Source organism: Roseibium sp. FZY0029, from assembly GCF_036350355.1.
Classification (GTDB): domain Bacteria; phylum Pseudomonadota; class Alphaproteobacteria; order Rhizobiales; family Stappiaceae; genus Roseibium.
In genome coordinates this window covers 658,760-680,988 of record NZ_JAZDVZ010000002.1, presented here as the reverse complement: position 1 = coordinate 680,988, position 22,229 = coordinate 658,760, and the positions used below count along the sequence as shown (strand labels likewise).

Here is a 22,229-nt window from a genome sequence, read left to right as displayed (position 1 = left end):
AACGCGAGTTTGAGAGAGCGGGAATGCGTGCGTCTTTCCTTATGAAGAAGGCTTCGATCTTCATTCTGGCCGGCTTCCTGGCCGCCTGTCAGACCGGGCAAGGTCAGTCTCCGGCGCCTGTTGCAAGCACGGCACCGGCCGTTCAGGCTGCCCCGCTTCCGGCCGTTGCCTATGCGCCGGAAACAGCCGTCGAGCGCGGATTTTCCGCACTGGTGCTGAATGCATCCACCGGTGAGGAGCTTTACGCGGTCGATGCGGATGCGCCGCGTTATCCCGCGTCGCTCAGCAAGATGATGACGCTCTATCTGCTTTTTGAGGCCGTCTCCGAAGGGCGCTATTCGCTTTCCACTCCCTTGAGCGTTTCTGCCAAGGCGGCATCGGAGCCTCCGGCGAAAATCGGCCTCAAGGCAGGGTCCACCATCACGGTAGAGCAGGCAGCCAGGGCGCTTGCTGTCAAATCCGCCAATGATGTTGCCATCGTCGTTGCCGAAAACCTTGCCGGCAGCGAAGCAGCCTTTGCCCGGCAGATGACCTCCCAGGCACGGGCGCTTGGTCTGTCGCGGACCCGCTTCGTCAATGCCACCGGCCTGCCTGATCCCGCTCAGGTGTCCTCGGCCCGCGACATGGCGGTGCTGGGCCTCGCGCTCAAGCGTCGCTTTCCGCAATATGCCAGCTATTATCGGGCAAGGTCCTTTTCCTATAACGGCCGCACCTTCCGGGCGACCAACAACCTGGTGGGCAAGGTGGCCGGCGTCGATGGCCTGAAGACGGGCTATATCCGCATGTCGGGTTACAATCTTGTCGCGACAGCCAATCGCGGCGGCAAGCGTCTGATTGTTGTCGTCATGGGCGGAGCCAGCGAAGCGGCACGGGACAAGGAAGTGACGCGGCTGATCGAAGCCTATTCCTGAGCGGCCCCGAAAACTCAGGACGGCGCAGCACCGGACGCGGCATCAACAACGGAAACCCGGTTGCGACCGGTTCGTTTGGAGCGGTAGAGGCTCTGGTCAACCGTCTTGAGCAGTTCGGTCGATGGTAGCTCGCTGCCGTTGCCGTGATAGACACCTGCCGAAGCCGTCAAGTTGAACTCTTCCGGGGCGAACTCGAACCGCAGCCCGGCGATGCGTTCGCGCAGGCGTTCGGCGACACGGTAGGCGTTCTCCCTGGAAATGGATGGCAGCAGCACGGCGAATTCCTCGCCTCCGAGGCGTGCGAAGCAATCGTGCTGGCGCAGATGCGCCTTCACTTCCGAACAGACCCTCACAAGCGCCTCGTCGCCGGCAATATGCCCGAACCGGTCGTTGACCTGTTTGAAATGGTCCAGGTCGAAATGGACCAGCCCGAAATCGTCCTTTGAGGTCTCTTTCAGAAGGTTTTCCAGACGCGCCTGGAATTCCCGGCGGTTGAAGGCGCCGGTCAAAGGGTCGCGCCGAGCGTCCTCCCGGTTCCGGTTCGCCGCGATTTCGAACGACAGCGCCAGCGAGAAAGCCCCTGTCACGCTGATGAAGACCAGAGCGCACATCAGGTGAATGTTCAAGACCATATCATCGATCATGCCGGGACCCTGCGGCGCGCCTGACAGGAGCCCGTGAACCGTGCGCATCGCGCCCTCGGCGGCCAGAAACACGAACGCCAGAATGAGGCCGATGCTGGAGATAAGGCCTCGGAACGGCTTTGAGGCATAAATGGCGATGGTTGCCAGGGACAATAGAAGAAACACGATGTTGGCAGCCAGATAGGCCAGCGCATAGTTGGAAAGCAGGTAAGCGCAGCTTGCGGCGACGACATAGGCGAACGCGAGAGCGGCAACGTTGCTGATCTTGCTCGGCATGTGCGCCAGAAGGCGTGCGGCGTGCCAATGACAACCAAAGCCAAGCAACAGCAGCGTGTTGGGGAGCAGATAGGCGGCGAGCGGCGGCAGCCTGTTGCTGACCGCAAAGCCGATCAGCGCCAATGCCAGCAGGGCATTGGCTGCGGCCCAGCTCATCCAGTGGGTTCTCGGACGTGTCTGCAGGGATATGGCGAGGAAGCAGATGGCAAAGATCGACAGCAGAAGCACATTTGCTGAAAAGAGTGTCGATATATCCATCAAGGGGGCTCCGGGGGCGGATGCTCGTTCGTGGAAAGGGTAGTGATTACGTTATGGGAAAGGCTCTTGCAATCCAGTTAGCCGTGATGGAAAAACTTTTATCAATTCGGGAGTTTGGCGGTTCGATCCCGTTTACGATCCTCGTGAAATTTGCCGAGGTTTCAAGCATTCGTTTCAGGCGAACGATTGTCGTCATGCCGTCCTTTGGGGAGCGGCTGGATGAGACCACACCCTCATCGGTGCGGCGGGAAAAAAGAAACCCCGCTGTTGCCAGCGGGGTCTCGGTTCGGGTCGATGGGGCGAAGCTTGTTAGTTCTTGGTCTTGTCGACGAGAGCGTTGGACTTGATCCACGGCATCATGCCGCGCAGCTTTTCGCCAACTTCCTCGATCTGGTGTGCATCGTTCAGGCGGCGGGTCGCCTTGAACTTCGCAGCGCCTGCACGGTATTCCTGCATCCAATCGGAGGTGAACTTGCCGGTCTGGATGTCGGTCAGGACGCGCTTCATTTCTGCCTTGGTTTCCGGCGTCACGATGCGCGGACCGGTCACATACTCACCCCACTCAGCCGTGTTGGAAATGGAGTAGTTCATGTTGGCGATGCCGCCTTCGTAGATCAGGTCGACGATCAGCTTCACTTCGTGCAGGCACTCGAAGTAGGCCATTTCCGGAGCGTAACCGGCTTCGACCAGGGTTTCGAAACCGGCGCGGATCAGCTCGACGAGACCGCCGCACAGAACGGCCTGTTCGCCGAAGAGGTCGGTTTCGCACTCTTCCTTGAAGGTGGTTTCGATGATGCCCGAACGACCGCCGCCGACGCCACAGGCGTAGGACAGGCCGAGGTCATGGGCATTGCCGGAGGCGTCCTGGTGAACAGCGATCAGGCACGGCACGCCGCCACCCTTCAGGTATTCGCCGCGCACGGTATGGCCCGGGCCCTTCGGCGCGACCATCAGAACGTCGACGGTGGATTTTGCTTCGATCAGGCCGAAGTGAACGTTGAGGCCGTGTGCGAAGGCGATTGCGGCGCCGTCACGGATGTTGGCTGCAATGTGGTCCTTGTAGATGTCGGCCTGCAGTTCGTCCGGGGTGGCCATCATCATCAGGTCGGCCCAGGCAGCGGCATCTGCCACGTTCATGACCTTGAAGCCGTCGGCTTCTGCCTTCAGGGCAGTCGTGGAGCCTTCGCGCAGGGCAACTGCGATTTCGGTGCAGCCGCTGTCTTTCAGGTTCATCGCGTGGGCGCGGCCCTGAGAGCCGTAGCCGATGATGGCGACTTTTTTGGATTTGATCAGGTTAAGATCAGCATCACGATCGTAATAAACGCGCATGGGTTCCTTTCTCCCGTCTGCATTCTGTTAGTTGAAGGCCGGTTTTCCGGTCTTGATTGGTTCTGGTGGTTCCCAGTTTGTCCGAAGGTTCGAAGCGCTCACGCCCCGAACAGACGGTAAAAGCGGTCAACGGCCACTTCGGCCTGCGATTTCAGGTCCTTCTCGGCGGGACCGGCGGTCTCACCGAGGAGGAGGCGGATGTGGACGTCCCGAATGGCCAGACCGTAAAGCACCTGGTAGGCGTCTTCGGATTCGTCGAATTTCAGAAGACCGTGGCGGCGGCCGCTGTCCAACATGGCGCGCGCACGGGCGGAAATCATGTGCTTGCCGCGCACCAGCAGAAGCTGGCCAAGGCGGTTCGAGTTGGTGTTGGACTGGCCGATTGACAGCCGGTTCAGCGCCAGGGACGTCTCGGAAAACAGGACACCCAGCAGTGCCTCGACAAAGGCCGTCACATGCGCGCGGAACGTTGCCGCGTCGGCGGTGGCTCCGGCCTCCGAGGGAAACTGAACCTGGCTGGCCTGAAAGGCGACAACCGCGGCCAGCAGGCCATCCCGGTCGCCAAACCACTTGTAGAGGCTTTCCTTTGAGCAACTTGCCGTACGGGCAAGACCTGCCGTCGTCAGCGCCTTCTCGCCGCCCTCTACCAGCAGGGTCAGCGCATGTTGCAGCACCACCTGCTGGCGCGGCGAAAATTCGGGCGCTGCATCCGGGCGGGAGGTGGCAATATCGTAAGCGGTCGCTGGCATTTGTCTGGTCGGGTCGTTGATGAAATGTGTGGGAACCGTACGGTACGGTTCGGGTGCGGTTATGACATCGGCAACGAGGCAGGTCAAGGGTAATTTTGCACCTTTTTGGCGAGCGCTCGTGCCAGGACAAGGGCTTTTGAATGCGGGCTTAAAGCCGCAGGCGGAGTAGAAATTTACGCTTACTTGAGGTCCCGCTTGCTTCGGAAAGAAAATGCGGATTAGATTTTCGTATTGAAGTTTGTTGCTTTGTTTTTGCTGGGTGGTTTTGAAATGTTGACGATCAGAAAACTCGTTATCGGGCCGTTGTTGCTGGCCTTTCTTGTCTTGACTGCCGTTGGTGCGAGCGCGGCTCCGCGGGTGACAGCCAAGATCGATCTGTCCGAACAGCGGCTTTATCTTTATGTCGATGGCCGGTTGCGAAACAAATGGCCCGTTTCAACCGCACGCAAGGGCTACCGTACTCCGACCGGCAGCTGGCGGCCAACCCGGCTGGAACGCGATTGGCATTCGCGCAAGTACAACTGGGCGCCCATGCCCTATTCGGTCTTCTTTCTGGGGGGCTATGCCATTCATGGGACCTCCGACATCAAGCGGTTAGGACGTCCGGCCTCGCACGGCTGCATCCGGCTTCATCCCAAGAATGCCGCTCATCTTTATAATCTGGTGCGCAAGGTCGGCCGAGCCGACACGAGGATCGTGATCAAGCGGTGAGTGGACGACTGTCTCCCAACGACGGCGACCCTCCCGAGTCAATCACGCAAGAAGTGCAGGACCTGTGTCTTTCGCAGGCCCGCACAATCAGACTTTGGCACTCCTGATCCGGCACCGGCTTTCTTCACGCTGGAAGGCATCCAACTACCAACAACAGTTTTCCCGTCCTTTCCTTGCTGTCACCGGTTGCATGGTCGGGGCGAGGCGGTTTTACTTTTGACCACCTTCTGCGTGTTTCCTGTTCTGCCAAGCGGAGGCCGTCATGACCGCCTGCTCCAAATCCTGCCAACGACTATCATGTGCCGTCTTGTTGCTTCTTGCGATTGTTCTCGTTGGGCCTGCGCTCGGCCAGACCGCGGCGGGCGATGGCAATCCGCCGCTGCCGGAAAGTCCGGTTAGCGTCGGTCTTTACATCAGCCCGCCTTTCGTCATGGAGGAAGAGCCAGGCGTCTATTCCGGCATGGCGGTCGATCTGTGGGAGGCATTGGCGCAGAAAAACGGCATTCCCTACGAATACAGGATCTTCCCGACCATACGGGAACTGGTGGATGCCACGGCGAACAAATCCATCGGTATTGCCGTCACCAACCTCACAATCACCCGCAAGCGTGCGGACAGGATCGATTTTACGCAGCCCTGGTTCGACGCCGGCTTGCGCATCCTTGTTTCGGACAGTCAGGGCGCGAGCTTCAGCGAAGTACTCACCGGGCTGAACGAATCCGGTTACCTGAAAGCGTATGGCTGGCTGGCGCTCGTGATCCTGATCGCCACTCTTCTGATGACCCTGTTCGACCGGCGCTTCGACAAGAATTTTCCGCGCGGCTGGCCGGAAGGGGTGTCGGAGAGCTTTTATGCGGTCATGTCCGTGGTGACATCCGGCAAGGCGCCCTCGCGCAAGAACCTGTTTGGTTGGCCAGGCCGCATCTGGCAGGCGCTCTGGCTGGTCTGCGGCATTGCGGTGATGGCTTATGTGACTTCGTCGGTGACCAGTGTCATGACAACCCTGTCGCTCACCAACCAGATCAACAGTGTGGCCGATCTGCCGGGCAAGAGTATCGGCGTCTTCGCCGGCAGCGTGGCCGAGGAGTTTGCAGAAGCATCCGGTTGGTCGCACCGGTCATTTGACGACATCGAAGGTGCCGTTGCTGCTCTGCGCAATGATGAGATCGATGCCGTTGTCGGCGATGCGCCTGTCCTTGAGTATTACGCTCACAGTCACCCCAGAGCGAATGTTGAGGTGATCGGTCCGATCTTCGAGCCGGACAAATACGGCTTTGCACTTGCGCATGGCAGCCCGTGGACAAGGCCGTTGACGCTGGAATTGCTGACGGCGCATGAAACAGATCTGATCGAGCAATTGCGTGTGCGCTACTTTGGTGACGAGCGTTAGCCGCAGGACTGCGCTGCAGCCCTCAACCAGTCGACGACAACGGATGCTGTCTCCCGGTTCCGGCTCTGGTGCGACAGCACGGCGTGATAGGCGTTGTCCGGCTGCAGAGGCGGCAGACCGGCAGAGACCAGCAGGCCTTTTTCGACCTGATCGCCGGTGATCGAGCGCCAGCCGAGCATGACACCGTGCCCGGAGATGGCTGCCTGGGTGGCCTGAACGTAGTTGGAGAACCTCAGACCCTTTGCGGAACCTGCCGCTTTCTGGTGCGTGCGGGCAAGATAGTCCGGCCAGGAGAGCCAGCGCCGGTCGCTGGTGTCCACATGGATCAGAAAGGCTGTGCCAAGGCTGCCGCCGTCACTCCTTATCCGGTCGGCCAGGGACGGGGAACAGACAGGCTCCACGGTTTCCTGAAACAGAAGATCCACCGTGCCATCGTCCCAGCGGCCGTCACCGTAGCGCATGGCAATATCCGTACCCTGGCCAAGCCGGGGCACCTCCTGCTGCGTCGTGTGCACATTCACCGCGATGTCCGGATGGTCGATATAAAAGGCCTCCAGACGCGGCATCAGCCAGTAGGTGGCAAAGCCGATGGTGCAGGCAACGGTGACGGAGGCGCTGGCCGGGTCGTTGAGCGCGCGGATGTCGTTCAGCGCTTCACTCAGCCGTTCCGTGTTCTCGACAACCGCCTTCAGGAGGATCTCGCCGGCCTCCGTAAGGCCTGAGGGGCGCGTACTGCGGTCGATCAGGGCAGCGCCGATATGCTCTTCCAGTTGGCGCAGTGCCTGGCTGACCGCCGACATGGAGACATTGAGTTCAGCCGCTGCGGCCTTGGTGCCGCCAGCCCGTTGAACCGTCTCGAAAACGGTGAGCAGCCTAAGCGGAGGAAGTCGGAGCATATGGTCGTCCAAGTTAAGTGAATGCTTAATTTAAGTTTCGATTTTATCGCCTTTTCAAATCGACAGCGCAAGAGCAACTTCATGGAAGCCATTCGCAACGAAGGGCCTTTCAATGATGCGCGGAAGGCATCTGATGGGCCGTTGAACTAAACTTAGAAGGACGGATCTAATGCTTGGAACAGGTGATGCGGGTGTATTGCTTCAGGAAAAGGGTCTCGATGTACCGCTGAGCAACGGACAAACCGCCTACTTCAATTACTACTGGCTGCGTGACAATTGCCCGAGTTCCTTCGACCCGGAGACCCGCGAGCGCGTCAACGACATCTTCGCTCTGGAGGCAGCGCCGAAGGCAGCTTCCGCGGTCATCGTCGGCGGTGATCTGGAAATCGCATGGGCTGGCACCAACGACGTCTCCCGTCTGCCGCTGTCGCTGCTCTCCGCTTACTCTGCCGGCGAGAAGCGGCCGGACATCGCGAACCTGCCGCGTGAACCCTGGTATGGCGATCACTACGCCAAGATGGCGCGGTTTTCCTATGACGAGGTCATGGAAGATACCGGCCGCCGGCGCGACTGGGCCAAGGCCATGCTGACCGACGGTGTTGCGCTTCTGACCGGCTTGCCGGATACCGATGAAGCGCTCACCGATACGGCGGGCCTCATCGGACATGTACGGCCGAGCTACTTCGGCCTGACCTTTGAGGTCAAAACCCACATCAAGCCAACCAACCTTGCCTTCACGTCCAAGGCGCTACCGCTTCACACGGATCTGCCGGACGAGGATCTGGCACCGGGCGTGCAGTTCCTGCACTGCCGGGCCAATACGGTGGAAGGCGGTAACAGCATCTTTGTCGACGGGCTGGCGGTCGCGGAAGATTTCCGCAAGGCCTATCCGGAAGACTTCGAGCTTCTGGTCAACGTGGACGTGCCTTATTTCTGCGAGCATGACACCTTCGACATGCGCTCGCGCCAGCGGGTGATCGAACTGGACGAGCACGGCAACATTTCCGGTGTCACGATCAGCCAGCACCATGCCGATATCTTCGACATGCCGCAGCATGAGCTGGACCGCTACTATCCGGCATTCTGCCGCTTTGGCCGGATGATGCGGGACAAGAAATACCTGATGCAGTTCCGCTTGAATGCGGGGGAATGTATTGTCTTCGACAATCACCGCATCGTGCATGGCCGGGCTGAATACTCGGCAACCAGCGGAAATCGGCACCTGCGCGGCTGCTACACCGACCGGGGCGAACTGCGCTCCACATACCGGATCCTGTCCGGGGAAGGACGGTTCAAATGAGTGTTGTGACGGACGTACGCTTCGGGGCGGACCCTGCCCGGCAAAGCGAACAGGCCCTGCGAGAGGATCTCGCAGCAGCTTTCCGTCTGGCCGTGAAATTCGGCTGGAGCGAATCTGTCGGCAATCACTTCAGTGCGGCGGTGTCCGACGACGGGTCGAAGTTCCTTATGAACCCGAAATGGCGACATTTCGCGGAAATCCGCGCCAGCGACCTATTGCTGCTCGATGCCAATGACGACACGGTGATGGCGGGCGAAAATGCGCCGGACCCGTCCGCCTGGTGCATTCACGGCACAGTTCACAGGGCCAACCCGAAGGCACGAGTGCTGTTTCACTGCCATCCGCCCAACGCCACGGCGCTGGCGACGTTGCAGGATCCGTCGATGAAGCCGATCGATTTGAACACGGCCCGCTTCTTCGGCAAGGTCGCGGTCGACCTCGGCTTCGGCGGCATGGCCGACGAGGCGGAGGAGGGCAGGCGGATCGCCGAAACCCTGGGTGAAAAGCCGGTCCTGGTGATGGGCAACCACGGTGTTTCAATCTCCGCCGTCACGGTCGCCGAAGCTTTTGAGCATCTCTATTTCTTCGAGCGGGCTGCGGAAACGCTGCTGAAGGCCTATGCCACCGGCCAGCCGCTTGCTGTCATGTCGGACAATCTGGCCGCCAAGACCGCCGCCGAATGGGAACCCTATGTCGGCATGGGCTATGCCCATTTCGACTACTGGAAGCGCGATCTCGACCGGAGCGAACCGGATTACAGGGACTGACACCTGCACATATCGACTTGCTTTCGCCTCTCCAGTCTGGGGAGGCGAAATGCGTTCAGCGCCACTCTCGATGTCACCCCGGGCGAGCGACGCGAGACCCGGGGCCCACTCGTTTCCAGAGGGCGGACGTGCGGGAGGCGGTTCCTCTATCTTCCTTATCCGCTTCAGCAAGGAGCCTTGCGAGTAGGCCCCGGATCTGCGCCTTGCATGTCCGGGGTGACACTGAGGACGTGCCGGGAGTGCTACGCCTCAGGCTGGGCGGGTGATTTGGTCTGGGCGGACCGTGCAGATGGAAATGCCCTGAAACAGCAGAAATTCGCCCTGTAGTAGCGACCTAATACCCGTTGGAACCTGCTGCCTGCTAGCCTTCCTTCATCGCTATTTGCCACGCTGGAGGACGAAGCATGAGTGCGAAGAAGATCCTGATGATCACGGGTGATTTCACCGAAGATTACGAGACCATGGTGCCGTTTCAGACGCTGCTGGCCATGGGATATACGGTCGATGCGGTTTGCCCCGGCAAGAAGGCGGGCGACACGGTTGCGACCTGCATCCACGACTTTGAAGGCGACCAGACCTATTCGGAAAAACGCGGCCATAACTTCACGCTGAATGCCACCTTCGCCGAGGTTGACGTTGCCGTTTATGATGCTCTGGTGATCCCGGGTGGCCGGGCCCCTGAATATCTGCGCCTCGACGCGGCTGTTCTTGAAGCCGTGAAGCATTTCATGGAAGCGGACAAGCCGGTTGCCGCAATCTGCCACGGAGCGCAGATCCTGACTGCTGCCAGGGTGATCGAAGGCCGCACCGTATCGGCCTATCCGGCCTGCCGTCCGGAAGTGGAGCTTGCCGGTGCCACCTATGCCGATATTGCAATCGATGGTGCCGTGACCGACGGCAAGCTTGTCACGGCTCCGGCCTGGCCAGCCCATCCGGCATGGCTTTCGCAGTTCCATGCGGTTCTCAGCGGTGCAGCCGCCGGCTCCATGGCTGCCTGAGGCAAAAGGTGCGGGCCGGCCGGCTGGGCCGCACCGCCAATTTCCATGGCAGGCGGTTTGAGGGAGCGCCGGAGCTCTCCATCTGCTCCTGACCTGTCTTCCTCAAATGATGGAAGAGGGCTAGGCTACAGGCCAAGCAAGGGACGTCGAAGCGCCTTCATCAGTTCCCGTGTCTTTGCTTGCATCCTGACGAACCGGAGGAAGCATCATGTGCAAACTCTTCATCGAGGCAGATTCCACGCTTTGGGAAAGCACGACCAAGTCGTTGCGCATCGATGGCATGGTGACATCGGTGCGGCTGGAAACTTTCTTCTGGAAGGTTCTGGACGAGATTGCCGGACGCGACGGCATGAATGTGGTGCAACTGATCACCAAGCTTCATCATGAAAGCATCGACGCAGGACACGATCTCGGAAACTTCACGAGTTTTCTGCGGGTGTGTTGCGGCCGCTATCTGGCGTTGCAATTGTCCGGCGATGTGCCGACCGACAAGCGACTGCCGATTGCCGGCCTTGATGCAGACGGCATTCTGGAAGCCGAAACAGGCCGCATGCACTGAGGCAAGCTGCGGAGTGAGCGCATTCATTTCCCCATCGTCCTCCCGGCCAGCCGGAACGACGATGCAAAGATGGGTGTTTGAAACGGGAAGAACCCTTCCTCAGGCAGCAGCTTTCTCGGCGAGCGCAAGTCGCATGTCTTCGGCAACCTCTACCGGAGCAGATTCAGTCGGAACCTGGAAGAGGCCCAGTTTTTTCGTCACCTTGCCCAACATCACCGAGGCGGTCATCCACACCAGCAAGGGTGCAGCCACCAGCGGCAGGGCGACAGGCAGCAACCAGTAGAACATTTCAGGCGCATAGCTGTGCGAGAAGGCGATGGCGCCGGCGCCTGCAATGCTCATCCACCATGTGGCGGAAAACGCTGCCGAGATCGGCAGGGAACCGTCGTCCCGGTCGGCTGTCGGCCAGCCGCTGTCGGCTCCCGTCAGCACCTGAAACACCGAACGGCAGTGAAACATCATGTGGATCGGCGCAAGGATCGACGTCAGCAGGATTTCCAGAACGAAGCTGATCAGCAGGCGCGCAGGGCCGCCGAAATCTGCCGAATTGCCGCCAAGCAGCGCGCGCGCAACCAGCAGGAGCTTTGGCAGGATGAGCAGAGCCACCAGACCGAACAGCAGTGCAAGCGCTGTCGTCGTTTCCGGGTGGGGAAAGACCGGGAAGGGCGAGTGCCCGTCGAAATAGACAGGAGGCGGCGCCACCAGCGGTGCAGCCAGGCTTGCCAGCAGGAAAACGCACCAGATCGGCGAGGCAAGATAGGCGAAAACGCCTTGCAGGATCGAAATCCGGCTCCAGAAACGGAAGCGGGGGGCCGCCAGAATGCGGCTGTGCTGCAGATTGCCCTGGCACCAGCGCCGGTCGCGCTTGGCGTAATCGACCATATTGGCCGGTGCTTCCTCGTAGGAGCCTGTCAGATCCGGATCAAGACGTACCTTCCAGCCGTCCCGTGCCAGAAGCGCGGCCTCGACGGTGTCATGGCTGAGGATATGGCCACCGAAGGGCGGTTTGCCTGTGAGGGGCGCCATGCCGCATGCGGCAGCAAAAGCGCGGGTGCGGATCAGGGCATTATGGCCCCAGAAGGTGCCTTCCTCGCCCTGCACCGCTGCCAGTCCGCGTGCGAAATAAGGACCATAGAGACCGGTCGCGAATTGCAGGAGGCGGCCGAACAGGGTGGAAAGCCCGATGATCTGCGGCAGTGATTGCAGCAGACCGAGGCGCGGATCGGCTTCCATGCGCCGGACCATCTCCAGAATGGTCTTTCCGTCCATCAGGCTGTCGGCATCAAGCACAAGCATATATTCGTAGGCACCGCCGGAGGTCGTCAGGAAGTCGGCAATGTTGCCCGCCTTGCGGCCGATGTTCTGTTCACGGCGCCGGTAGAACAAACGTCCGCCGGCATTCTGGCGAACGAGTAACTGTTCGTAGGCGCGCTGTTCTGCCTCGCCGACGTCGTCTTTGGTGGTGTCGGACAGGACGAAAAAATCGAACCGGTCTGCCGCAGGCAGGGTGGCAACCGATTTCATGATGGCCTCCAGGCGGGCGTACACCGGTCCGGTGGCTTCATTGTAGATCGGCAGAAGAATGGCAGTGCGGCCTTCCGGAAAATCGCCGCTCTTCGCCCTCTCCTCAGTTGGAAACAGGATGCCGAAGAGAGCGATACATCCGCCCCAGGCCAGCCAGAACGAGGCGATGGCCATAAGAGCGATGCGGATGATGTCCAGCCAGTCGAACCCGTCCGACTGGACAACGATGGCAAACATGTAGGATGCCCCTGTGGTCAGGCACAGGGCGATCACTGCCATGGCCAGCCGCCGAAAGGCCGTCGACCAGGCTTCGGAGCCGGCCTTCTTCATGTCAGCGATCCTTGGCTGGAACCGGAACGCGCTTCAACTGCGGTGCCAGCGGCTGCAAGGCCCGGTGCCACAGGGCAACCAGCGGCGCAAAGCGAAGGGCCAGCGGCGGGTTGAGGTCATGCTGCGGCATTTCCAGCCCATGGCTGGGGGCCGGTACCGGCAAAGTCCTGATGAAGGCTGCCCGGTCCTGCTGCGCGGTGGTGACAGGATAGATGCCATGCCGGGCTGCAGGCGAGCTGGCGAGTGCGGACAAGAGCACGTCGTCACCAAGGTCTGGGCGCTTCAGGACAGACCGGATTTCGTCAAGCAGATCGCTGTCGGCGAAAAGGGCCGTCGTGGCCGTCTGATGATCGATACTCACATACTGTGTCATCTGTTCCCACTCCACTGATACATCCAGGTTTCCGTTACATCCGCCCCATCCAGTTGCAGGGCGAGGATGAACTCCACCGGTATTTCCTGATCGTCCCGCGCGATATCGAGCACGGCGCGCCAACTGCCGCTTTCCAGACGCTGGACGAACTGGTGTTCCACCTTGCCGTTCTGCAGGTTCAGTTTCGCTGTCAGAGGGGCGTCCGCGCCCATGTCAGCCAGATTGCCGCCAGCAAATTCCACGACGAACTTGCGCAGCTTCGGGTCCGGGTCGGAGGCGGCCGCGCCACCATGCCCAGTGCTGGTCGCGATAACCTGTGCCAGTTCGGTGCCCGGTTCCGGTTCCCGGCCCCAGATCATCCGATAAGCAAAACGGTGTTCGGAGCCTGCCTTGGTGCCGTTTTCCGGGACCCAGCAGGCAACGAGGTTGTCATAGATCTCTTTTTCGGCCGGGATTTCCGCCAGCATCACCTGGCCTTTGCCCCAGTCGTTGATCGGCTCGATCCAGAGTGACGGACGGCGCTGATATTTGGCTTCCGTATCCTGGTAATGGTCGAAATCCCGGTCCCGCTGCAGCAGGCCGAAACCCGCCGGGTTCTCCTCGTTGAAGAACGACAGGGCAAGCTTTTCCGGATTGCGGGCCGGGCGCCACAGACGCTGACCGTTCTGGCGCAGGATCAGCAGGCCATCGTTGTCATGAACTTCCGGGCGGTAATCATCAAAGCTGGTGCGGTCGTTCTCGCCGAACAGATACATCGATGTCAGCGGTGCGATGCCCAGACGTTCGACATCATCACGCAGGAAGATGTGTGCATCCACCTCCATCACCGTGTTGATGCCTGGCTTGATGGTGAACTGATAGGCCCCGGCCACGCGCTCGCTTTCGAGCTCCGCATAAAGCCGCATTTCGGCGGCGCCTTCCGCCGGGCGTTCCAGGTAGAACTTCGTGAACCGCGGAAACTCTTCCGGTCCGGCAATGGCCGTGTCGATCGCAAGTCCGCGTGCGGACAGGCCGTAAACGTTGCCCTTGCCGAGTGCCCGGAAGTAGCTGGCCCCCAGGAATACCGCCAGTTCGTCGAAATATTCCGGCGTGTTCAGCGGGTGGTGCAGGCGGAAGCCGGCGATACCCGGCAGATCAACGTCCTTGAATTTCTCCGGATCCAGCGGCTCGCGGTATTCAAAATCCGCACCTGTGAAGTGCAGTTCGCTGATCTTGCCGTCGACAATCTCATAGAGTTCCACCGGCTCCTTGTAGAGCCAGCCCGGGTGGAAGGCCTGCAGTTGATAGTTGCTGCGGATGTCTTTCCAGACAGACCTTTCGGGATTGAAGCGTATGGCACGATGCTGGTCATAGTCGAGCTTGGCGAGAATCTCGGGCAGTTGCGGGATTTCGGGGGTATAGGCCTTACCGGCCTTTTCCTTCATCCGCTCAACGAGTGCCGTAAAGTCAAATTCTTCGCCTGCTGCAAAGGATCCGCCCGCTTGTGCAGGTGCGGTATTCTCTGCAGCAAACGCGGTGCGCAGATCCGCGCTTGCCAGTGCGCCGGCCGCGAGGGCCGTTGCCGATAAAAACGTGCGTCGATTGATCACGACGATTGGTCACCTTGTTGAAATTAAAGTGTTCTTTGTGGTTCGTTTGTTGAATGAGCACGCGCACTGAAGCATTTTTATGGAGAAATACGGTCCAAAAAATGGCATTCCTGTGCAGCGCAGCATCGTACGCCTGTTTGTTTGTTTTTCAAACGCCCAAACAGCGCGTTGGTTTCAAAATTAATCGGAAAAAATTGCAGACTGGGATTTGGTTGCAATCATCTCGGCAACAAAATCAGCGATTGCCAGTGCCGAGGTCAGGCCTGGGGATTCGATCCCGTAAAGGGCAACCAGGCCGTCAAGTCCGTGGTCCGCAGGGCCGTCGATGCGGAAGTCCGCGGCGGGTTTCCCGGGGCCGGATATCTTGGGCCGGATGCCGGAATAGTCGGGCACAAGCGCACCATCGGCCAGTCCCGGCCAATAGCGGCGGATGGCAGCATAGAAACGCTCGCCGCGCGCCGGGTCGACGCGGTAGTCCATCGTCTCTACCCATTCCACATCCGGTCCGAAGCGCGCCTGATGTTGCAGGTCGAGCGTCAGGTGAACGCCAAGCCCGCCTGGCTCCGGCACGGGGTAGATGAGCTTGGAAAACGGCGCCTTGCCCTGAAGCTTGAAGTAGTTGCCTTTCGCAAGATAGCGGGGCGGAGGATTGGCGCCTTGCAGTGTGGACGCCAATTGCGGCGCACCGTGGCCCGCCGAAAGGATCAACTCCTTGCAGGTAAGGGCGTAGGTGTCGGCCCCGTCCGTCTCGGCATGCACCCGGTACCCGCCCTGCGCCAGGCGTTCCAGCCGTGCGACCCTGGTGTTCAGCACAACCTGGCCGCCGTTTGCTTCCAGCCCGCCCTGAAGCGCGAGCATGAAGCCGTGACTGTCGACAATGCCGGTGGAGGGAGACTGCAGGGCGCCGGTGCACGCCAGGTCCGGTTCGGAGCGTTTCAGGCTGTCCCGGTCCACAAACACGAGATCTGAAACGCCGTTTTCCGCGGCTTTGCGCCGGATTGCCTCAAGTTGCTCCAGTTGATCGTTATTGGACGCAACGATCAGTTTGCCAATGCGCTCGAAGCCGACGCCGTTCTCGGCGCAAAACCGGTAAAGCTGCTCCTTGCCTTTGACGCACAAACGGGCCTTCAGACTGCCTGCCGGGTAGTAGATGCCTGCATGGATGACTTCCGAATTGCGGGCGCTGGTCTCCGATCCGATGAGGCCGTGCTGCTCCAGAACCATCACCTCACGGCCTCTCAGCGCCAGTTCTCGCGCAATGGCGAGCCCAACGGCTCCGGCGCCGATTACGAGGGTTTCGATGTCATGCATGGTGTCGCGGGTGTTTCTGATTGTGCGCTTTTTAACTCATCCGCCCGTCATGCCATGGCTTGCCTTCAGGGTCGATGCTGAAGTTGCGCATGGCCCAACGGAAGAACAGGCAAACGAATTGGCTGTCACTGCGCCACGGAGCGAGCCCTGAATATATCTTTCCGTCATTGCCGGGCTTGACCCGGCAATTCATGCCATCCCGCTGCCCTTTAGCAAGTGCTGGTGGAGACGGCCGAGGGGCGGCATGGATGCCATGGACGAGCCATGGCATGACGTGGGGAGGGGTCTTTTCGGTCCCATCTCACGTCTCGCGGCATTCTAACAAGCCGGTACCGGGACCGGGAGGCTGCGATGCCATGGACAGTCAGTGACCAGGTTTGGAATTGCGTTGAGATCGTCAGGTGCTCCCCGGACCTGTGCGGGCCGGGGTGCGTTTGTCGTGAGTGTTAGCCCCACCAGGCTTCCGGTGCGAAGGAGCCTGCGGCGTCTTCGATAACCTGGGCGACCTGGAACAGGGTGCTCTCGTCAAACGGTTTGCCGATGAGCTGCAGTCCGAGCGGCAGGCCGGTGTTGTCGAGGCCGGCCGGGACGGAAATGCCCGGAAGACCGGCCATGTTCACGGTCACGGTGAAGATGTCGTTGAGGTACATTTTCACCGGGTCGGAATGAAGGTCCTGATCCGCAACGCCGAAGGCGGCAGACGGAGTTGCCGGGGTCAGGATGGCGTCGACACCGTTTTCCCAGGCAAGGTCGAAGTCGCGCTTGATGAGCGTGCGAACTTTCTGGGCTTTCAGGTAATAGGCATCGTAGTACCCGGCCGACAGAACGTAGGTGCCGATCAGGATACGGCGCTTGACCTCTTCGCCGAAGCCTTCGGCGCGGGTGTTCTCGTACATTTCAACGATGTCCTTGCCCGGGACGCGCAGGCCGTAGCGCACGCCGTCGTAGCGGGCGAGGTTCGAGGAGGCTTCCGCCGGTGCCACGATGTAATAGGCCGGCAGGGCGTATTTGGTGTGCGGCATGGCGATGTCGACGATTTCCGCGCCGGCATCCTTCAGCCAGTCGATCCCCTTCTGCCACAGCGCTTCGATCTCGGCAGGCATGCCTTCCAGGCGATATTCTGCAGGAATGCCGATCTTGAGACCTTTCACGGATTTGCCGATGGCGGCTTCATAGTCCGGCACCGGCAGATCGACGGAGGTTGTGTCCTTGGCGTCGACGGAGGCCATCGACTTCAGCATGATGGCGCTGTCGCGTACGGTGTGGGCGATCGGGCCGGCCTGGTCGAGCGAGGAGGCAAAGGCAACGACACCCCAGCGCGAGCAGCGGCCATAGGTCGGCTTGATGCCAACGGTGCCGGTGAAAGCGGCAGGCTGACGGATGGAGCCGCCGGTATCGGTTGCGGTTGCGCCCATGCACATGCGAGCTGCAACGGCGGCAGCCGATCCGCCGGAAGACCCGCCGGGAACAAGATCCTGGTTGGAGCCCTTCTTGCGCCACGGGTTGATCACCGGGCCGTAGTAGGAGGTTTCGTTGGAGGAGCCCATGGCGAATTCGTCCATGTTCAGCTTGCCGAGCATGACTGCTCCGTCGGCCCACAGGTTGGACGTGACAGTGGATTCGTAAGCCGGCTTGAAGCCGTCCAGAATGTGGCTGCACGCCTGGGTGTGCACACCTTTTGTGGCAAACAGGTCCTTGATGCCGAGCGGAATGCCTTCCAGCGCGCCGCCTTCGCCTTTGGCAAGCTTGGCGTCGGAGGCCTTTGCCATGTCGCGCGCCTTATCGGCGGTCACGGTCACATAGGCATTCAGGCTTTCATTGGCTGTCTCGATGTTCCTGATGAAGGCATCGGTCAGTTCCAGGGACGTGTAGTCCTTGTTCTTCAGGCCTTCACGGGCCTCGGCAATGGTCAGTTTGGTCAGATCGGTCATGGATTTGAACTCTCAGGCGGTCACGAGGGACCTGGAATAGAAGATGGAATAGGGACTGTCGGGATAATCGAGCACCGGGCCGCAGCGGCTGAAGCCGGCACGTTCGTAGATGCGCCAGGCTGCCGGGTGCTTGTCGCCGGTTTCCAGAACGAGCCTGGAATGGCCCTCTCGGGTTGCCAGTGCGATGATCCGGTCCAGAATGCTGCCGCCCAGACCAAGGCCCTGATAGGCCGGCCTGGTATACATGCGCTTGACTTCAGCCACGCCATCCGGGTGCCGGTGCAGGGCACCGCACGCAGCCACCTTGCCGTCAATCCGGGCGACGAAGACGGTCGTTGTCTCGCCGGCCATTTCTTCGGCTGTCATGTGGTAACAGGCCTCGGGCGGGCTCATGGTCAGCAGCAGGGCGTTCAGCTCGGCAATCATCTCGCCCATGTCTGTGGACAGGGGCGTTTCGATAGCGATAGCTGGAACGGGTGCGATCATCCGGGGTGGTCCGCTTATTCGACGACTTTTGGCACCATGAAGAAGTGATCTTCAGAAGCCGGTGCGTTCAGAGTGATGTCGTCGGCCTTGTTGCCGTCGGTCACGCCGTCCGTGCGCTTTTTCATGGTCTGCTCGACTACGGAGGTCAGCGGTTCGACGCCGGAAATGTCGACCTCGTCCAGCTGCTCGACGAAGCCGAGAATGGCGTTCAGTTCACCGGTCATGCGGGTCGCGTCTTCTTCGCTTACCTTGATGCGTGCCAGGCGGGCAACGCGTTTCACCGTATCGGTATCAACAGACATGTGTTCCTCGTCGTTACTGGTGCCCGAAGCGGATGTCCGCTCAAGGCTTGAGCTCTTCTTGCTGCGACGGCGCGCCGAACGCAAGTGTGCAGGCTTGCGTTGCCGGTGATTTCGGAATAAATCGGTACCAATGGTAACCGAAATAGGGATGAGTGTATGATCCAGTCCTCCGAAACCATCCGTCCACTGCCGATGGTGGCGGTTGTCTATCTGGCTTTCGAACCGGCATGGCTGGCACTCAGCCGCCAGGGGCGGGGGGAGATTGCCGGTCAGATCGGCGAGATCCTGGCGCGCCACCCGAAGGTGACCTTCGAGTGGTTCGACGCAGATGCGCTGGCAGGTGGCTTTTCCGATTTCGCAATTTGCCGGTTTTCCGACATGCGTGCCTATCACCACCTTTGGGAGGAACTGCGTGACACCGTGATCTTCTCCAAACCCTATGCCCGGATCGTCAACGTGACGACCGGCATCGAGAACGGGTTCCAGGATTATGAAGCTGCCCTTGAAGAGGTTGCCGGTGCCTGAAGACGGTACAGCCGGCCGGCCGCAGGAGGAGCGGGTCAGCAAGGCGCTTCTGGATGCCACGTTGATGGAACTGGCCGAGAACGGCTACGAGAAAACCACGATTGCCGCCATTGCCGCACGCGCACGCACCAGCAAGCAGGCGGTCTATAGGCGCTACGCAGACAAGGGCGCGCTGATTGCAGCGGCTGTCGAGGCGGCTCTTGCCAGGGTCAATCCAGCACCGCCTCAGCGAGGCAGCGTCGCGGAGGATCTGCGGCAGTGTCTGACCAACACCGTTGCGGCCTTGCAGGATACCGCGCTGGGCGCTGCGGTTCGTGCTCTGGTGCCTTATCGCGGCAGACCGGATCTCGCCGGCGTTCTGGATGAGGCAGAGGCTGCCCGGCGACTGGTTCTGCGCCAGATCTTCATCGCGACCCCTTTCGAAGCCGACATGGAAGCCCGGATCGATCTTCTGCTCGGGCTCATCTATTTCCGCCTGCTGATCCGCAATATCAGGATTGACGCCAGAGACATCGAAACGGCCATCTACCTGGTACTGGGCCTGGTGGCGCCGCGGGAGCCCGCGCCACGTCAGGAGCTGCCGGGCCTCCCGGGAGTGTGAAGCAACTCACCATCACGTTTTTCTCGCCAGACGTTAGCGGCTCTGTGAACAAGGGTGATTGGCCAATTCCTGCAGTCGAAGACATGGTTTTCATGCTTGGGGCGACAGGCTCCAGGTCATCAATCCGTTTCATACTCCATTGGAGACGCATATGACGCTCTATACGTCCAAATCGGTTCTGCTGGGATTGACCGCGCTCTTCTCCGCTGCCGCCTTCACGGCTTCCGCCGACGACATCACCACTTTCACCAAAGGCGGGGCCGCAATCGGCGGGACCGATCCTGTTGCCTATTTCACGGTCGGCAAACCTGTTGCCGGCTCCGACGAATACACGGCCGAATATGACGAGGTTACCTGGAAATTCTCGTCTGCTGAAAACCGCGACAAATTCGTTGCCGACCCGGCGAAATATGCCCCTCAATACGGCGGCTTTTGTGCGTTCGGTGCCGCTATGGGGTTCAAGGTGCCGGTGGTGCCGGAGGCCTGGTCGATCGTCGACGGCAAGCTTTATCTGAACAACTCCCTGAAGGTGCAGGAACGGTTCGAGGAAGATGTGCCGGGATACATCCGCAAGGCGACACTCAATTGGGACATCATCAAGGAGAAGAACCCGGGCGATCTGAAAGAGCCGATCATTCGCGAGTGACGTGGCGGTTGCTGTTTTCGGCGGTAAGCCCGCCAGCCGGCGGGCTTAGGCTTTTTGCAGGAAAACCGGCCTGCTGATCTTCATCCCGGCAAAGCACGGTTCGGGCGGGATTGGGGAGGCGCGAAGCCTCTCCTGAGGGACGCGGAAAGACTTTTCCAGAAGGTGGATCTTTAAATCGGCTTTCGGTGATGTTAAATCTTGATATTATAACTCAAGATTTATGAGGTGCCTCTTGGCCACTCCACCGAAACGCAAACCCCGCTTTCTAACCGTCAAGACGACGCGCTACCTCAGCCCCAATCTTATCCGTGTCACCTTTGCAGGTTCCGAACTGGAAGGCTTTCCGGAAGGCCACGAGGGTGCGAACTGCAAGTTGCTGTTGCCGCGCGACGGTGAAAGCCGAGAGGCCTTTGAAGCGTATTTTGCACCAGACGGGCCGCCCGAACGTGTTCATCCGGTTCGCACCTACACCGTCCGTGCCTTCCGCAAAGAGGCGCTCGAACTCGATATCGACTTTGTGGCGCACGGCGACGAAGGCCCGGCAACGCGCTGGGCCCAGAAGGCCGCGGGAGGGGATTTTCTGGGCTTCATGGGCCCCAGCCAACCGAAGATCACCGAGTTTCACGCCGACTGGTATCTGCTGGCAGCGGACCTTTCCGCAATGCCGGTTGTCGAAGCAACGCTTGAGGCAATGCCCCGTGAGGCACAGGGGCTTGTTCTGTTTGAAGTGCCTTCTGAAGACGACAGGCGCGATATCGCGGCTCCCGAGGGCGTCGAAATCAGGTGGCTGATCCAGGAGCAGCCGCATGTGCCTTCGACAGCGCAGGTGGACCTTGTGAAGTCCCTGGAATGGCCTTCCGGAACCATCCAGACCTGCATCGCAGGTGAAAGCTCCGTCATTCGGGCGCTACGGGATCACCTCCACAACGAGCGGAAAGTCCCCAAGGCAGACACCTACATCTCCGGCTACTGGAAAATCGGACTTGTCGAGGACGAGCACCAGCAGCTCAAACGGGCGGAAGCCGCCTGAGGCCGCTCGCTGGTATATCGCACTTCTCACCGGTTGGTAGCGCTCCAACCGGGGGGGGGGCGAGGTCACCGGTTTGACTGTGCGGTCGTATATCTTCCGGCGACCCAAATCTTGCCATCAACCTGAGATCCCTTAGATCTGTTGCTACAGGTTTTTCGGGAGGTGGTCTCATGCGTGGTTTGACAGTTGGTCTTGGGCTCGTTGTTGCCGGGCTTGCATTTGTGCCGGCGGCCTGGGCCGCCGGTCCTGCCTTCGATTGCGCGAAAGCGGAAAGTTCGGCTGAAAAGCTGGTCTGTTCGAATGACGATCTTGCAGCGCTGGATCAGAAACTGGCGGATGTCTATGAGAGCGCGGTCGGCGTCGTGAAGTCGCTGGATGCGGGCGCGGAAGAAGAGCTCAACACGCTGAAGGCCTATCAGCGGGGCTGGGTGAAGGGGCGCGACGACTGCTGGAAGAGCGACGAGGAACTCTCCTGCGTCCGCTCGACCTATGAACGGCGGATCGCGGAGCTGACCGCGCGGTATCAACTGATCAAGGGACAGGCCCCGGTCTTTTACACCTGCAACGATAACCCGGCCGACGAGATCGTCGCGACGTTTTTCGATACGGAACCACCGTCTGCCCGGCTGGAACGCGGCGACACGACGGAGATTGTGTTGCAGGGGCCAAGCGGATCCGGCGCACGCTACGAGGGCGACTTCGGCATTCTTTTCTGGATCAAGGGTGACGAGGCCATGGTCGAGTGGCCGCAGGGCACGTCTTTCGACTGCAAGGCGCGCAGCTGACAGGCCTT

At 60.3% G+C, this 22,229-nt stretch carries 23 protein-coding genes; 12 read left to right on the top strand and 11 right to left on the bottom strand.

Translation table 11 applies throughout. From position 1 onward, the window contains the following. The first annotated feature begins 23 nt into the window (after positions 1-23). Positions 24-911 (top strand): D-alanyl-D-alanine carboxypeptidase family protein, encoded by an 888-nt coding sequence (locus V1T76_RS07705; RefSeq protein ID WP_330560073.1) that lies wholly within the window; start codon positions 24-26, stop codon positions 909-911. A gap of 14 nt (positions 912-925) precedes the next feature. Here the strand turns inward: V1T76_RS07705 and V1T76_RS07700 are convergent, their stop codons facing one another. The 3 genes from V1T76_RS07700 to V1T76_RS07690 form a co-directional block, all read right to left on the bottom strand. Next, entirely contained in the window at positions 926-2,089 is a 1,164-nt protein-coding gene (locus V1T76_RS07700; RefSeq protein WP_330560071.1) for a GGDEF domain-containing protein, read from the bottom strand. A gap of 309 nt (positions 2,090-2,398) precedes the next feature. Further along, a complete protein-coding gene (gene ilvC, locus V1T76_RS07695; RefSeq protein WP_330560070.1) occupies positions 2,399-3,418 on the bottom strand; it encodes a ketol-acid reductoisomerase in 1,020 nt (339 codons plus the stop codon). Between the two features lie 98 nt (positions 3,419-3,516). Continuing rightward, a complete protein-coding gene (locus tag V1T76_RS07690; RefSeq protein ID WP_330560068.1) occupies positions 3,517-4,167 on the bottom strand; it encodes a TetR/AcrR family transcriptional regulator in 651 nt (216 codons plus the stop codon). 270 nt (positions 4,168-4,437) lie between these two features. Between V1T76_RS07690 and V1T76_RS07685 the strand changes: the two genes are divergently transcribed. Then, a complete protein-coding gene (locus V1T76_RS07685; RefSeq protein ID WP_330560066.1) occupies positions 4,438-4,878 on the top strand; it encodes a L,D-transpeptidase in 441 nt (146 codons plus the stop codon). A gap of 262 nt (positions 4,879-5,140) precedes the next feature. Beyond that, complete coding sequence (locus V1T76_RS07680; protein WP_330560065.1) at positions 5,141-6,268, top strand: transporter substrate-binding domain-containing protein; 1,128 nt, start codon at positions 5,141-5,143, stop codon at positions 6,266-6,268. Here the strand turns inward: V1T76_RS07680 and V1T76_RS07675 are convergent. Further along, the gene (locus V1T76_RS07675) at positions 6,265-7,164 is read right to left on the bottom strand and encodes a LysR substrate-binding domain-containing protein (RefSeq protein WP_330560064.1); all 900 of its coding nucleotides are present in this window, start codon (positions 7,162-7,164) and stop codon (positions 6,265-6,267) included. The genes V1T76_RS07680 and V1T76_RS07675 overlap by 4 nt on opposite strands. 169 nt (positions 7,165-7,333) lie before the next feature. On the opposite strand from V1T76_RS07675, the gene V1T76_RS07670 reads away from it, so the two are divergent. The 4 genes from V1T76_RS07670 (at position 7,334) to V1T76_RS07655 (ending at position 10,788) form a co-directional block, all read left to right on the top strand. Beyond that, positions 7,334-8,464 (top strand): TauD/TfdA family dioxygenase, encoded by a 1,131-nt coding sequence (locus tag V1T76_RS07670; protein ID WP_330560063.1) that lies wholly within the window; start codon positions 7,334-7,336, stop codon positions 8,462-8,464. Next, entirely contained in the window at positions 8,461-9,231 is a 771-nt protein-coding gene (locus V1T76_RS07665) for a class II aldolase/adducin family protein (RefSeq protein WP_330560062.1), read from the top strand. The genes V1T76_RS07670 and V1T76_RS07665 overlap by 4 nt, the downstream gene beginning before the upstream one ends. Positions 9,232-9,635: 404 nt before the next feature. Next, positions 9,636-10,229: a DJ-1/PfpI family protein gene (locus V1T76_RS07660; protein WP_330560060.1), complete on the top strand. Its 594-nt coding sequence runs from the start codon at positions 9,636-9,638 to the stop codon at positions 10,227-10,229. 208 nt (positions 10,230-10,437) lie between these two features. Beyond that, positions 10,438-10,788 carry a ribbon-helix-helix domain-containing protein gene (locus V1T76_RS07655; RefSeq protein ID WP_006932881.1) on the top strand — a complete coding sequence of 117 codons (351 nt, stop codon included), beginning with the start codon at positions 10,438-10,440 and terminating at the stop codon, positions 10,786-10,788. 99 nt (positions 10,789-10,887) lie between these two features. Here the strand turns inward: V1T76_RS07655 and mdoH are convergent, their stop codons facing one another. The 7 genes from mdoH to gatC form a co-directional block, all read right to left on the bottom strand. Beyond that, positions 10,888-12,642, bottom strand: a complete 1,755-nt coding sequence (mdoH, locus tag V1T76_RS07650; protein ID WP_330560058.1) for a glucans biosynthesis glucosyltransferase MdoH — start codon at positions 12,640-12,642, stop codon at positions 10,888-10,890. Between the two features lies 1 nt (position 12,643). After that, positions 12,644-13,015 carry a hypothetical protein gene (locus V1T76_RS07645; protein ID WP_330560057.1) on the bottom strand — a complete coding sequence of 124 codons (372 nt, stop codon included), beginning with the start codon at positions 13,013-13,015 and terminating at the stop codon, positions 12,644-12,646. Beyond that, complete coding sequence (locus V1T76_RS07640) at positions 13,012-14,604, bottom strand: glucan biosynthesis protein (RefSeq protein ID WP_330560056.1); 1,593 nt, start codon at positions 14,602-14,604, stop codon at positions 13,012-13,014. The genes V1T76_RS07645 and V1T76_RS07640 overlap by 4 nt, the downstream gene beginning before the upstream one ends. A gap of 180 nt (positions 14,605-14,784) precedes the next feature. Then, entirely contained in the window at positions 14,785-15,915 is a 1,131-nt protein-coding gene (locus V1T76_RS07635; RefSeq protein ID WP_330560055.1) for an NAD(P)/FAD-dependent oxidoreductase, read from the bottom strand. 446 nt (positions 15,916-16,361) lie between these two features. Continuing rightward, positions 16,362-17,846, bottom strand: coding sequence for an Asp-tRNA(Asn)/Glu-tRNA(Gln) amidotransferase subunit GatA (gatA, locus tag V1T76_RS07630; protein ID WP_330560053.1), 1,485 nt, complete (start codon positions 17,844-17,846; stop codon positions 16,362-16,364). Positions 17,847-17,858: 12 nt separating this feature from the next. Beyond that, a complete protein-coding gene (locus V1T76_RS07625) occupies positions 17,859-18,332 on the bottom strand; it encodes a GNAT family N-acetyltransferase (protein WP_330560052.1) in 474 nt (157 codons plus the stop codon). Positions 18,333-18,346: 14 nt separating this feature from the next. Then, a complete protein-coding gene (gene gatC, locus V1T76_RS07620; protein ID WP_330560051.1) occupies positions 18,347-18,634 on the bottom strand; it encodes an Asp-tRNA(Asn)/Glu-tRNA(Gln) amidotransferase subunit GatC in 288 nt (95 codons plus the stop codon). Positions 18,635-18,790: 156 nt separating this feature from the next. Between gatC and V1T76_RS07615 the strand changes: the two genes are divergently transcribed. The 5 genes from V1T76_RS07615 to V1T76_RS07595 all read left to right on the top strand — a co-directional run bounded on the left by V1T76_RS07615 (position 18,791) and on the right by V1T76_RS07595 (position 22,221). Continuing rightward, positions 18,791-19,159, top strand: coding sequence for a darcynin family protein (locus V1T76_RS07615; RefSeq protein ID WP_330560049.1), 369 nt, complete (start codon positions 18,791-18,793; stop codon positions 19,157-19,159). Continuing rightward, on the top strand, positions 19,152-19,760 hold the full coding sequence (locus V1T76_RS07610; protein WP_330560048.1) for a TetR-like C-terminal domain-containing protein: 609 nt from the start codon (positions 19,152-19,154) through the stop codon (positions 19,758-19,760). Before V1T76_RS07615 ends, V1T76_RS07610 begins: the two co-directional genes overlap by 8 nt. A 151-nt stretch (positions 19,761-19,911) precedes the next feature. Further along, positions 19,912-20,406, top strand: a complete 495-nt coding sequence (locus V1T76_RS07605; RefSeq protein ID WP_330560047.1) for a YHS domain-containing (seleno)protein — start codon at positions 19,912-19,914, stop codon at positions 20,404-20,406. 232 nt (positions 20,407-20,638) lie between these two features. After that, positions 20,639-21,436 (top strand): siderophore-interacting protein, encoded by a 798-nt coding sequence (locus V1T76_RS07600; protein ID WP_330560046.1) that lies wholly within the window; start codon positions 20,639-20,641, stop codon positions 21,434-21,436. A gap of 170 nt (positions 21,437-21,606) precedes the next feature. Next, entirely contained in the window at positions 21,607-22,221 is a 615-nt protein-coding gene (locus V1T76_RS07595) for an MliC family protein (protein WP_330560044.1), read from the top strand. Positions 22,222-22,229 lie beyond the last annotated feature (8 nt).